12 protein-coding genes and 1 pseudogene are annotated in these 12557 nt (G+C 39.8%); 9 read left to right on the top strand and 4 right to left on the bottom strand.

What is annotated here, in order from left to right; translation table 11 throughout:
• Positions 1 to 24: 24 nt before the first annotated feature.
• On the bottom strand, positions 25 to 243 hold the full coding sequence (locus EAE89_RS05590) for a hypothetical protein (RefSeq protein WP_054477247.1): 219 nt from the start codon (positions 241 to 243) through the stop codon (positions 25 to 27).
• Positions 244 to 1127: 884 nt separating this feature from the next.
• On the opposite strand from EAE89_RS05590, the gene EAE89_RS05595 reads away from it, so the two are divergent.
• From EAE89_RS05595 to EAE89_RS05615, 5 genes are all read left to right on the top strand, one after another.
• Positions 1128 to 2033: a hypothetical protein gene (locus EAE89_RS05595; RefSeq protein WP_054477248.1), complete on the top strand. Its 906-nt coding sequence runs from the start codon at positions 1128 to 1130 to the stop codon at positions 2031 to 2033.
• A gap of 936 nt (positions 2034 to 2969) precedes the next feature.
• Complete coding sequence (locus tag EAE89_RS05600; protein ID WP_054477249.1) at positions 2970 to 3191, top strand: hypothetical protein; 222 nt, start codon at positions 2970 to 2972, stop codon at positions 3189 to 3191.
• Between the two features lie 118 nt (positions 3192 to 3309).
• Positions 3310 to 4566, top strand: a complete 1257-nt coding sequence (locus tag EAE89_RS05605; protein ID WP_054477250.1) for a DUF7146 domain-containing protein — start codon at positions 3310 to 3312, stop codon at positions 4564 to 4566.
• Positions 4567 to 5278: 712 nt separating this feature from the next.
• On the top strand, positions 5279 to 5491 hold the full coding sequence (locus EAE89_RS05610; protein ID WP_054477252.1) for a hypothetical protein: 213 nt from the start codon (positions 5279 to 5281) through the stop codon (positions 5489 to 5491).
• A gap of 86 nt (positions 5492 to 5577) precedes the next feature.
• Complete coding sequence (locus tag EAE89_RS05615; protein ID WP_054477254.1) at positions 5578 to 6162, top strand: hypothetical protein; 585 nt, start codon at positions 5578 to 5580, stop codon at positions 6160 to 6162.
• A 163-nt stretch (positions 6163 to 6325) separates the two neighbouring features.
• Here EAE89_RS05615 and EAE89_RS05620 read toward each other — a convergent pair whose 3' ends face one another.
• Entirely contained in the window at positions 6326 to 6469 is a 144-nt protein-coding gene (locus tag EAE89_RS05620; RefSeq protein ID WP_214085492.1) for a hypothetical protein, read from the bottom strand.
• Positions 6470 to 6519: 50 nt separating this feature from the next.
• On the opposite strand from EAE89_RS05620, the gene EAE89_RS05625 reads away from it, so the two are divergent.
• Together EAE89_RS05625 and EAE89_RS05630 are read left to right on the top strand one after the other, a co-directional pair.
• On the top strand, positions 6520 to 7002 hold the full coding sequence (locus EAE89_RS05625) for a hypothetical protein (protein ID WP_149615955.1): 483 nt from the start codon (positions 6520 to 6522) through the stop codon (positions 7000 to 7002).
• Between the two features lie 677 nt (positions 7003 to 7679).
• Positions 7680 to 8465, top strand: a complete 786-nt coding sequence (locus EAE89_RS05630; protein ID WP_149615954.1) for a hypothetical protein — start codon at positions 7680 to 7682, stop codon at positions 8463 to 8465.
• Positions 8466 to 8650: 185 nt separating this feature from the next.
• Here the strand turns inward: EAE89_RS05630 and EAE89_RS05635 are convergent, their stop codons facing one another.
• Complete coding sequence (locus EAE89_RS05635) at positions 8651 to 8911, bottom strand: helix-turn-helix domain-containing protein (RefSeq protein ID WP_149615953.1); 261 nt, start codon at positions 8909 to 8911, stop codon at positions 8651 to 8653.
• A gap of 157 nt (positions 8912 to 9068) precedes the next feature.
• On the bottom strand, positions 9069 to 9377 hold the full coding sequence (locus EAE89_RS05640) for a hypothetical protein (RefSeq protein WP_214085493.1): 309 nt from the start codon (positions 9375 to 9377) through the stop codon (positions 9069 to 9071).
• Positions 9378 to 9522: 145 nt separating this feature from the next.
• Between EAE89_RS05640 and EAE89_RS05645 the strand changes: the two are divergent.
• Positions 9523 to 9645, top strand: a pseudogene (locus tag EAE89_RS05645) (IS982 family transposase); the annotation flags it as partial.
• 733 nt (positions 9646 to 10378) lie between these two features.
• Entirely contained in the window at positions 10379 to 12463 is a 2085-nt protein-coding gene (locus EAE89_RS05650; protein WP_214085494.1) for a TonB-dependent receptor, read from the top strand.
• Positions 12464 to 12557 lie beyond the last annotated feature (94 nt).

A 12557-nucleotide genomic window follows, 5' to 3' on the forward strand; every position in this document is an offset into this window, starting at 1 on the left:
TTTTCTTTTATCCCAAATTCTACATTACCATTTGCCAACCAGTGTTTTTTCCGGGAACCCTTTATTCCCCGTTTCACCTGAGAACAAGTAGTAATCTTTCCCATTAATAGATACGCTCGGCATGCGAGGAGAGGTTTTCGGATTGTTAGGACGTAAAATGAAGCCATTAAATCCTTTAGAACCTTCATCCATCGTTGTTGGAATTAGCGTATAACGGATGAGGGAATAATTACCTTTAGGCAAATTGAGTTGAGACAGCTCCGGTCCAGTAGCCGGACGAATCGTCTGGTAATCAAATAATCAGTCACCAAAAGCGGTATCTTTTGATGGTGTTGTAGCTAATACACAACTGTCGAATTACGCAGAAAAAATCAAAAAGCTGCTATGCACCCAGATAAAATTTGCGCCAGTAATCGGCAAGGGGGAATTTACTAAGGATTATAATCGTTTTGTAAAACTAAAGAGGGACGTATGGGTATGCCACATCTGAACGAAAAATAATCATGCCCAATATGAATAGAGATAATATTCTTATTGCAGTACCGGGGAGTGGTAAATATTTTACGCTGATTCAGCGGGTAATTGAGATCCTGAGAAATCATCTATTTTGAAAAAGATATATAGGATGCAGAGTTATGATTAATAAGGAACAGTGACGAGGAGCAAATTAATAACCAGGACAGTATTTACATCTGACATTTATTGATGTATATATTAAACGCTAGATAAAAAAATTAAAAATAAAGCAGTGCCTACAAATTAAATAGACTTAAATGCAGTACTAAACAGCTCCAGACCCATCAAAACGGGTTTTCAAACTTTAGCCGACAAAAGCGGCCAGCTCTGATATCAGGCTGAAGGACATCACCGTAAAAAGTAATAAAGTTTACTTTTGTCGCTGATGCGATTTCGCACATCTATAGTCCGGCTAATCCGATTTTCTCAAATCGTAACGAGTCTATAGCTCCAATTGGAGCTATAGCAAGTTGCGTACTGTCTAATGCCAGATCAGTTTAAAATCAGGCGGTTTATTTTCTACGGGAGATAAACGACAGACGAAAGTCTAGATTCAATCAATACACGACAGTGTCTGATTGTTGACTAAATTATGTGTATAGGTACTAAACATGACAACTTTAAACCCCAAAGATAACCATGCCCTCGCGTTAGCCCTGTCTCAAACTTATGCAAGCATCTATGGCGAAGCTAAGTCTGAGGAAATCTATAAAGACCTGCGAAACGCTTTCAATGATGAAAATAGTGACGCAGAATTTGCAGTAGTATTTCAGCGGGATAAAGCAATAGTGTTAAAGCTTAATGCGTTAACTCCGTTGCAAAGCATTGGCAATATGGTTTCTATAAACAGTAAATATTACCATGTGAATTGCAAGAAATTAGATGTTAAAGAAATTGATTTTAACAAAGAGGTAGAAATGCTGCGATCTTTTCCTGTTATCCGTATGGTAAAAGACAAAAAAGAGTTTAATAAAAAAGTTAGCGAACAATTTGAGTCTTTTGGTCTGAACGAATATTTAAATGCTGAAGACCTTCATTACTCATTTGCTAAAGCTAAAGAGTTAAATAATGAACGTCTGAGTGCATGGTTGGCTGATATTATCGACAAGCAACGCAAATATATTTTGCGTGAGCATTTCGTTAAGGTTTCTGAAGCACACTATGATTCACTCGACGATTTCAACAATGCAGTACGCCCTTTGATGTTAGAACTTGGTTTTCCTGAAGAGTTGGTGAATCATTCATTTAACTCACTGAAACTTCATGATTCGAAATCTTGGGATTATACAGTTGCTAAGCAAATCGAATTTCTCGCTAAAAAGGAATATTACCTTATAGAGGAACGTATCAAACTTGAAGCTCTCAAAGAGAAATATAAGGTTTTATCTGACGATGATGCTAAAGATACGAAAAACGATTCAACTAACAAACGCAAAATAGGTTTTAATGTCTTTAAGATTATTGGCTATGTGTTTTGGTTATTGCTTAATAAATTTATTTTCCATTCTCATGAATAACCTGAAAATGGAGGATCTTTACAGGAGCTTCTCTTTTATATAGAGAGGAGTAGAACATGACATTTCTTGGAAATATAAACAAAGTGTTGGTATCAGGCATTGTCATTTGTATGCTGGAGATATTGCATTACTGATTAAACGGGTAAACAAGCGGAAAGTGGTGACAGAGGATGATGAAACGGATATTGAATGTATTATCCAGATCAAAGTTCCTCCAGAATTACGGGAAGTAAGTTTTATAGATGTACAAACTGGATAGGTTTGGTCAACCAAATTCTAAACAGAACTGATACCCCCCAATAAGGGAGCAATCCCTTACCATGGGATTCTCCCTATGGGATTCCCATGCAAATAAAAAAGGCTTTTATAGATGAACATCAAATGGACTTTTCGATCTGATTAAAGAACCTGATGATAACCAGCCGGATGATTTATCATTCGGTATTAATATTTAGCCGGCCTCTGGCAGAAAAGGTGATCGTAGTTGTATCTGATGGTTAAATCCTTCGTTTCCTGTTATTAGGAAATGAGAAAGATATTATCAAGACAAAATGGATAGATTTTTTCTTTCGCAGAGGATGGTAATTATATTCATGTTGTAAATTCCTGACCTAATAAGGACTTCGCTGAATATTTTCATATACCTTTTAAAAGTGTCAGCCAAATCCGTCAGACTAGGACATTTCTGCTCCGGCTGTAATACAGGAAGCAGAGTTTTAGGCGTTGAAGTCGCAGGAATTGGTATTGCCACTGAAATTGTAGAAGATTTTTCAAAAGAATCATTTGTTGTAGTCAATGACCTGTCACAACTCACCAATTCTATAAGAGATTTGGTGTTTAAAGTGCTGGCGTCGTAACTAATAAACTACTCCCGATTGGGGCATATAGTCCCCAACCGGGATCTTTTGCTCTTTGAAGGACGTAAGGAGCAAACGTATGGCGAATATAAAACAATACCGTATAGAGATAAAAGACAGCGGCAAACAGCAGGAAGCCAATATTTTCATTCGGGAGGGTGAAGAGGTTGATGGAGCACTTCCAAAAGAGATAACAGTCAGAAGGGTTATGTACCCCGCAGGCGATCTCAATAAGAAAGAAGTGCTTGTTGATCGTTTTATCCGAAAGCTTGAGAGTAACGGTTTCAAAAAAGAAGTCTAAGTTAACGGGATGGCTTTTACAGCATCCCTCATTCATTATCTGCGTTGTGGGTTTCTTTATGTCTTCTGTATTTCAGAAGGCATAGTGAAACCCACAATGCTAGTTAAGAGAGTACACTATGACCTACGCTGTTGCTGCATATCACGCGTCTCCTAAACAGACTAAACAAAGCTTGCAAGAACTTACTCAGGAACTAATAAATCGGGTTCACGCTCGAATTGTCGGTGTGAATAGTAGAGAGTTTGTTTTCTCTAAAATACCCACTTTTGCAAAAGCAGTTGATATAGCGCCTAACCAAATACCCTGTCAGTTTACTTGTGCAGGGAAAGCGAAGTTCCGCTTTTATGGTAAAGAAGCTTATACCGGTAGTACAATTCACAATGACTATCCGGTTAATAAGTTCTGCAATGGAGTTGATATTCTGGCCGAGTTTTATGGATTGTCCAACTATCAGACATGTAAACAAATATTGGCTGACTATTTTGGAGATGATATAAACGTGCCATTATCAGGCGCTGATATAAGAAATATCCAGACTTACCAGAATATCGTTAAATCATCGGTCGAACTGACCGATGAAGAAATAGATAAACGGGTAAGAAAACTTGAAGCAGTTTATCACTATACAAAACCAGTAACAGCTGATTCTGCGGTGTGGCGTTATCTCAGTAAGCGCGGCTTTAAACGCGTTTTGAATAAGCTGCCTAAAGATATCGGTTGTAATCCCAAGTTATATTACTGGGACAAGGCGAATGAAAAAGGGATTCAAATGCCTGCAATGGTTTCGATTTATCGGGACAATAAAGGTAAGAATCTGACTATTCACCGCACTTTTCTGGAAAGAAATGGTGATGGGGCAAAAGTTGATTGTCCAAAAATGATGATGAAACCGTCAGCTAATATGACTGGCGGGGCGATTCATCTTTATGAACCACACTATGATCAGGCTTCTAAAGTCTGGACCTTGGGTGTTTCAGAAGGTGTTGAAAACGCGTTGTCAGTAGTAGAGGCGACATCTATTCCATGCTGGGCTGCAAGTTCTGCATGGTTTATGGAATACGTTGAGATACCGGACAATATTCTGCCTCCCCCTAATGTGAAAGCCATCAACTTTTACATATGGGCGGATAAGGGGCGTGCGAATGAACAAGGTGTTTATGTCGGGTTAGAAGCAGCATTAGCTCTGAAAACCCGTATGACCGCGCTGTTTGAAAAGCGCTTTCCGGCTGCACAGCTGACGATTGAGGTCTTCGAACCAGTACAACCGATTCCCGAAGGGAAGAAGGGGATTGACTGGAACGATGTGCTGCTATCTAAGGGAGCTGAGGGATTTCCGGTTTGTTGGGCTTCTGAATTACTCGACCAGCTGAAATAAAAGGTAACTCCCCTGCATTTGCAGGGGTTTCCCTTTTACGAGGAAAAATCTACTGTTGTACATAAATATGTAATTGCTGAACTTAAAGTTACACTCAGTTTGCCTCAGAACAATTCTGGAATTTTAACTTTATAAGATATATATATACCCAATAGATTTCAAGATGCATCGCGACGGCAAGGGAGCGAATCCCCGGGAGCATAGCTAACTATGTGACCGGGGTGAGAGAGTGCAGCCAACAAAGAAGCAACTTGAAAGATAACCGATATATCTGAAAGGCTTATTCGTACCTACAATACGTTATCTGATGTGTCTATGGCGTAGTATCGGGTTCAAGAGGTCAAGGTCAATGACAATTTATTCGCTAAAGATAATAGCTGAAGAGGAGTATGACTCCTTTCATCAGGAATGAAGATATGTTCATTGATGCCGATGATGATGTCAGCGAAGCTTACTCGACTATGACACTTACGCCAGTTATGACGTAGATGGCAAATTCAGTCTTTCAGAAAGGAGGGGGTACATGTCTGAAATGGTATGTCAGCTTCTATCTGATTTAGGCGGACTTAATAGGAAAACAGCATACGTTCCCCTTATTACACTTTTAAAACGCGGATTCCGCGTTTTTTTGCCTACAGAAAAGTAAAAACCCCCTCAATCTGTCCCTGCCTAGGAAAGCGTGTACGTATAATGTCCATGAACAGGAGGGGCTATGCTATTCACACACACAAGTTTCAATATAGAAAAATTGCTTTCTACCGCAGATGATAATTTATTTGAATATATCTTTGAGCGGCCTGCTGATGTGGTGAGAGCTGATTTAACTGAAAAGCTGAGGGCGGGAATTAAAATTACCACCAACGTGAAGTGCGATAATTTCTGTACCATAAGAGGATGTCAAGGTCATAAGATGGAAGACTGGTAGCTTATTTCGGTACGGACGTAAAATAATATTGTTACAACCCCTGATTCTAGCAGCTTAATTCTAACAAAAATAACTTTGGAACGGCTATGCAATCAACTTTAGATTATCTGACCTACGGAATTACAGCTGTTGTTTTTTTGTCAATCTATTTGGAAGGGCGGAGGACCCGATATCCGCGCATACTTTTTTATTTCAGCCTTGTGTTGTTGGCCGCTCTGGTTGTTATCGGTGGACTTAACTGGTGGCTTTACCGGTCGTTTTACGGGTTAATGATTGTCGCTTTCACGGTATATGCTCTGATTGGCACTCGGTTCAGATTGATGGTGTATTCATTACGGTTCAGTAAGCTGGTTGCCAACCTGAAAGATTGTGTGGAACAGGGGAAGCGGGTCATTCTGGTGTTGCCCGACAATGCTGAAGAAAAACAGGTACTGCTCAGTCTGCTCGCTGAGAAGATCCCCGCAGGCCAATATCTTTACACTCCATTTGCTCTCGGTCTGTCATCCAGTGATGTCAGTAACCAGCTAATCGCATTAAATGACCTTAATAACGGCTATGTGCTGGCCTGCGAAGACCAACTACAGTCCCGTACTTGGTTGAATCTGGTTGAAAATGGAGAACCTGAAACCTCTATTGCTGTGAACTTCCATCACATCCCTGATTTAGCGTGAGATACTATGACCATTAACAAAAATAGGTTAAACGACGTACCTGACATTGAGACGCGTAACCAGCAGCGAGATACGCCTCTGAGTCGAAAAGCTTGAAACCACCTTTTACGGACAAAAGAAATGTTCGTCAGGCGTGGTTTTACGGCGATTGAAAACGAGAAAATCATTCTTGCGTATCTTGAAGAAAATATGCCTGTTGACATTGCATCGACATTTTTTGATCACCGACTAAAGAAGCAGATACAGGATTCGGTGAGATCTGAGCGGTACCAAACAGTTTTGCCTGCATGCCAAAATATGTTCTCATACAGTCAGGCTCACTCAAAGATATAGGCGATGATAAAAGAGCAACCATCCATGGAACGATTCACCAAAGAACAAATTACGTTAGCTCTAACCTGCTGGCTTCTGTCTGATCCTGATTACCGGTGGGCAAGGACTATGTTTAATCCTGAGCGAAACAACCCGGCTAAAGAATCAAGATGTTTCTTCCGTTTTACCCTTAGTGAAAATGGGTTCGCTTCCGGAGAAAATGTGGGTGGCCTAGTTGTCTGTACTTTTTCGTTTGATGGTACTGAGCTGGACAACGATGAGTTAACCCAATCTGAAGCAATGTCGATCCTTTTTGATAAGGTGATTAATGGTCTCCTGATGTTCACATCTGAATATCTTGAGATGAACGATAAGCTAGCGTACGAGCTCAAGGATCAGCTGATTGCATTTAATCAGCAAGAAGGGCGTCATATTGTGAATGGGTGGACAAGCAGCAACGATGTCTTGGAACAACTATTGCTTCCTCGGCTGATAATTTTCAGTCAGGATTCACGAATGCTGCATTAAGGGGCCTATGAAAAACAAACTTTACCTCCTCGAATGGAAATTATGTTCGACCAGAGTCTGGTTAACTTGGCTGGTCCTGTGGGGAATGGCGAGTTTCACCCTGCTCAGTGCATTGATGCTTACAAGGCATCTGATAGGAATAAATCTGCCCTATGAGTGGTTTTTGTTATGGCTCTTTCCGCCTGTATTGATAGGAATAAAGTGCAGATTGACCGAACAGGGCAGCTATCTGTATCACAGCGTCCACTGGTTTAGTCTGCGCCTTTTTAGTTACAAAACGGCAGTGCTGGACGGTTACTGGTCTGTTGACAGGGTCGGTGGCCGGTACCGTATGAATAGGATCACGCGTGCAGGGAAAATCATACATTACCCGTGGCGTACCCGGGAAATACCGTTATTCATGCCCCCGAACGGAGCTGTATTCAAATCGTTTAAGGAATCGTCATGACTCTCGAAGAATCGCTGCACAACGCAGCTCTGACAGGGCTACTCCATTTCAGACAGGTCGAAATCAAGGCAAGAGGAATAAGGAGGATTTACGCTATGTCTGATAAGCTACGCTCTTTAAGGGATCATATCTTCAGTTGCATTGACGATTTGTATAATTATTACCACCGAAATCAGTGTTCCTATGGGACTGGTAAAAATCAGAAAATAGCAGCGAAAGGAAACTTAATATGTTGTGGATCTCGACCGCCGTTGAAAACCTAGGGAAAAGGGTATTCCGTGTTGCCGTATGGGCTACAAAGCATTGCTTGGAGGCTCATCATAAAATGGAATATACCGTCGATATGACCAGCGCTATCAATCCTAAATCGCAAGATGAATTAAGGGTAGAGCTTCTGTGCGGCTTTTCATTTCTGCTAAGTCGGACCCATAAATTGGAACCTATGCGTGATGGCCGTCATCTTATGTGGCAAACAGCATCGACCCAGCTCCAGCATTTTCTCCTGAAAACCGAAGTGACAGACGATCTTCAAGAGTTGTTGGAGTATACACATACCCGCTTCTACGGTGTCAGAATGATGCCAATGCAATTAACTATGCGGAATGTAGCACTGTCTGAATCCAGTAAATCCTGGTACAAAACGAAATTACCTTACATCACGGTAAGAGAAGTCTTGAATTCACCTATTGGTGATATCGAAGTGACTCAGTCCGCTCTTGTTAAATTTGCGAAGCTGTGTATGCACGACGCAAATGCAGGTGCAATTCATCTCTTACAAAAACGTCTGAATACTCCCGAACTGAAGGAATACCATCTCCCGGATGCAGTCAGAGAGCAGAAGATCCAGCGCAATGGTGCAACCGAATTTTGCATTTATTTTCATGCTCTCTTTCCAACTGTGAAATTTCAGCTAGTAAAAAGTTATGAATCTAACTGGCGACTGGTGGATGTATACAGCTTCGATCATCGTAAAAAACATCGGGCACAGGCAAAAATTAAAGTTCATAACGTGTAAGAGGTAATTATGGCACTGGTGTTAATGATGTGACTAATCGCTTATTGTCTCAAAGAGAACAAACCGTCACTGAATATTTCCCGCTCAAGAAATGGATAGGTTAGTGACGGCTTAACCAGAATTCAGGCTAATTACTATGATACAAGCTTATTATGTGAATCTACCAGTCATTATAATTAACTACATTATTTATAACAATTTCGAACATTTCGCTTAATGGAATTGCCATTTTTATCAAAATATCGACTGGGCCAAATAACTGAAGGAGCTATTCCGAGTCTGTCCACAATAATTTTTTCTCCTTTAGGCCATTGGCGAGCTAATGTATTTGAGAGTGTCGATGAACTGAATCCCGATTCCCGTAATAATGCGGTAAGTGCTGTGCCACGTTTGCGCAATGCAGCAATAATATCTGCTGGGTGCCAGTCGTTTTGAGTCTTTATCATATCAGCTTACTTCTCCCATGAGTTTATACCTTTCATCCTTCAAGTTGCTGCTTTGTTGGCTGCGTTCACTTGCCGCCGCGCTGCAAATTGAAATCTATTGGGTATATAGGCAATCCACACTGAAAATGAGTAGGCAAATAGCGGATATCCAAAACCTTTAATAGCTTGCGTTATCAGCAAAAGTGCCAACAACACAAAAAATTGTGCCTAATAGCATGGTTCGTTTAGCCCCAAATGCCTCAAAAAATGCGCCAGCAAACCAAGAAGATATGGCTACACTTATACCGTAAATACTAAATAGTGTGGAAATGTCTTGGATACTTAACCCATTATCTACCAGATAGGGGCTTAGCCAGCCTATTTCTATTCCATTACCAATCATAAAGGCCAGGATACCCAAATATCCCCATGATAATGTGCTAGGGATACCTATTCGTCCTAAAAAGCCACTCGTATTCTGCTTCATTTCAAACCTTACAATTAAATATTTTTTCAGCATTCAAAATTTTTAAATACTTAGACTGATGAATATCATAGCTAACCCGAATTCTGGATAAGAAATTGACGGGGGGGCCTGTTACTGGAGCAAAGTTCTGGTAAACGCCTAGAATAGTGTCGCACCTTCCGTTTTGGTGCTGCTGTGCAGTTATTTGACTCAATCAAAAGAAAAATTCACGGGGATTGCTTTTATTGATTCCACGAGTTTGCGTGTGTGTTATGACATCTGTCTCCCTCTTAATCACGGCAGGTGTGATGGATGCGTTCAAGTTCGGCTTTTTGTTCATCGGTAATGAATATTTTCATGACTGATACCATGAGCTTCATTTTGGGGAAAATCAAGCAGTTTTAATGAGCAAGGGTATATACCCAATGGATTTCAAAATGGATCGCGACGGCAAGGGAGCGAATTCCCGGGAGTATAGATAACTCTGTGACCGGGGTGAGTGAGTGCAGCCAACAAAGAGGCAACTTGAAAGATAACGGATATAGAAAGAATGGTCTAGGTAATGACTACGAGTTTACTATCAGTGAATTTGAGTTCGGTTTGTTGGATATAATAGAGTCAGGTTGATGATGTTGACAATACACTGCATCTATATATTTTTCCTCTTTCATCACTGTGACATATTTATATTAACCAATAGGGATATGTTTAAAATATATTGAGTGGATAAATGTATTCCATTTTTAGCTCTACCCTTTTGCTAAAAAAACAGCAAATAAGATATGGATAATGTAACTTCCTTATGCACCAAATCTGGATGGCTAATAATTTAAATTAAAACAATGACTTATGCTGAGGTTAATGTCGCTATTTTATTTTCAGTGATGATAATAAAAGTGGTTATCATTTGCATTTGCATTTTTTTTTGGTTGTTTATATAATTTCTCAAGTATTTTACTAATGGATGGTAAAAGCATTTCTGCCGGTATTACTACCCGCTTTTTCTTGGAGATTATCTATCTATGTTAAAACATGGCGTCACCACTATTGCTGTGTTATCTGTCTTTTATTCTCATCAGAGTTTGGCAAATAAAAATAGCAAAACAGATTCGTTAGATACCATTGTTGTAACTGCGGAGAAAGTTTCGGCAGATCAGCAAAAAACAGCAATAGGTATGACAGTATTATCTGATTTTGATGTTGAGCGGAAAGGGATTGAAAACTTTTATGAAGTTGTTTCAGAAGTTCCTAATTTATATATGATAAAAGCAGGTAACCCATCTGATGCTGGGTTTATTTCATTACGTGGTGTGACGCCTGGAATGGAAGGGGAACAATCGGTCGGCTTCTTTACTGACGGTGTATATAGCCATTCATTTGATACTGAATTACTGGATATTGAACGTATTGAAGTATTACGCGGTCCACAGGCAACATTATATGGCCGCAATACTGAAGCAGGGGTCATTAATATCATTACCAAAGATCCCGATCCGGTAACAGAACGGAAATTGGGCTTTTCATATGGTAGTTATAATCGTTTGCAAACTACTGCTATTTTAGGCGGTGGTATTGATGAATATGGCGATTGGTCTTACCGTACAGCATTACGTTATTTGAATAGTGATGGTTATTTTAAACGGGATTATGATAATAAAAAGAATATAAATAATGTTAATGATTTTAACGGCAGATTTAAGCTTCGCTGGCAGCCATCAGATGGGCCGTGGGATATTATTACTACGTTTGATGCACAAAACCGCAGAAATGGAAACGCTTCATTTGCACCGATCGATAAAATAAAGAGAGGGACAAAATCGATAGATTCTGACTATGCAGGTAAATCAGACGCTAATATTTATAAAGGATCTATTAAAGCGGTCTATCAATGGGATCGTATGGATCTGACTTCAATTAGTGCATATACTTCAGAAGATAAAAAAGATTATCAGGATCTCGATTTTACCCGTAAATCCCTTTCAAAATTGCTAATTGATCGTAAACAAGATTACTTTTCTCAGGAATTACGTCTTAACTCCAAAAATACCGGGCCATTTAACTGGCTGGTTGGTATGTATTACTTTAATCAAGATGATAAATTAGATATTGATTACAGGATGTTACCGGTCGGATATCAGATTAAAAATACCAACGTTAAGACCAATAATTATGCGTTGTTTGGTAATACCAGTTATTATCTAATGGATAATGTAGAGCTGGTTGCTGGGCTGCGTTATGATTATGAGAAAAAGGATCTGAAATTCAGAAAGACAGAAAATTTCTCAGGAATAACCAGAGAAAATTTGACTGATAACCTCTCGTTTGATGCTTGGCTACCAAAAGCTGGGGTCAATTATTATGCTACGGATAACGCTATGTTATATGCCAGTATTGCCCGTGGTTATAAAAGTGGAGGGTTTAACAGTTTAGCACCGAAGGATCAGCGCCGTTTTGATGCTGAATACACAACCAACTATGAAATTGGTCTGAAATCAGAATGGTTGGATAAGACAGTGCGCTGGAATACCTCATTATTTTGGATTGACTTTACCGATCAGCAGGTTGAAAAGCAATTTTATCCAGAATCCGTTACCCAGAATGCAGGGAAATCAATCAGTAGAGGGCTAGAGTCGGAAATTTCTTGGAGAGTGATTAAGGGGCTGACATTATCTGCTAATGCAGGTTTCAATGATGCTCACTTTACTGAGTTTAAAGACAATATTTATGATAAAAAGGGTAGCAAAATTGTAGGCGTTACGGATTATAAAGATAAACGTCCGGCAAATACGCCAAATTATACTTATGGCGTTGGTGTAGATTACAGTTTCCTGGACGGATATTTTATCCGTGCTGATTATAATGTTGCCGGTAAAGTTTATTTCGATAATGCTAATACTGAGAAGCAGTCTAATTACGGCTTGTTGAATCTTCGGGCTGGATATGAGACGCCAACTTACGATATTACGTTATGGGCAAAAAATCTGTTAAATAAGACTTATGTTACTCGTGCATTCCCAATGGATAACCCAATGACTGGAGAGAACGGTTGGTATGGTCGTGCAGGGGAGCCTCTGACTTTTGGTGCGACAGTCAATGTTAAGTTCTGATAAATAGTAAACTTAATGATTATACTGGCCACCACAACAATCCCTGTTGTGGTGGTTTATAAGAGTAGTCAAACTCATTAACTACTTTTATATG

Origin of the sequence: Photorhabdus heterorhabditis, from assembly GCF_018448905.1 — a bacterium.
GTDB lineage: Bacteria > Pseudomonadota > Gammaproteobacteria > Enterobacterales > Enterobacteriaceae > Photorhabdus > Photorhabdus heterorhabditis.

What these genes read in the sequence shown, in the direction of transcription:
- EAE89_RS05595 (WP_054477248.1), top strand. Translation starts at nt 1,128, where the DNA reads ATGACAACTTTAAACCCCAAAGATAACCATGCCCTCGCGTTAGCCCTG.
- EAE89_RS05600 (WP_054477249.1), top strand. Translation starts at nt 2,970, where the DNA reads ATGGCGAATATAAAACAATACCGTATAGAGATAAAAGACAGCGGCAAA.
- EAE89_RS05605 (WP_054477250.1), top strand. Translation starts at nt 3,310, where the DNA reads ATGACCTACGCTGTTGCTGCATATCACGCGTCTCCTAAACAGACTAAA.
- EAE89_RS05610 (WP_054477252.1), top strand. Translation starts at nt 5,279, where the DNA reads ATGCTATTCACACACACAAGTTTCAATATAGAAAAATTGCTTTCTACC.
- EAE89_RS05615 (WP_054477254.1), top strand. Translation starts at nt 5,578, where the DNA reads ATGCAATCAACTTTAGATTATCTGACCTACGGAATTACAGCTGTTGTT.
- EAE89_RS05620 (WP_214085492.1), bottom strand. Translation starts at nt 6,469, where the DNA reads ATGAGAACATATTTTGGCATGCAGGCAAAACTGTTTGGTACCGCTCAG.
- EAE89_RS05625 (WP_149615955.1), top strand. Translation starts at nt 6,520, where the DNA reads ATGGAACGATTCACCAAAGAACAAATTACGTTAGCTCTAACCTGCTGG.
- EAE89_RS05630 (WP_149615954.1), top strand. Translation starts at nt 7,680, where the DNA reads ATGTTGTGGATCTCGACCGCCGTTGAAAACCTAGGGAAAAGGGTATTC.
- EAE89_RS05635 (WP_149615953.1), bottom strand. Translation starts at nt 8,911, where the DNA reads ATGATAAAGACTCAAAACGACTGGCACCCAGCAGATATTATTGCTGCA.
- EAE89_RS05640 (WP_214085493.1), bottom strand. Translation starts at nt 9,377, where the DNA reads ATGAAGCAGAATACGAGTGGCTTTTTAGGACGAATAGGTATCCCTAGC.
- EAE89_RS05650 (WP_214085494.1), top strand. Translation starts at nt 10,379, where the DNA reads ATGTTAAAACATGGCGTCACCACTATTGCTGTGTTATCTGTCTTTTAT.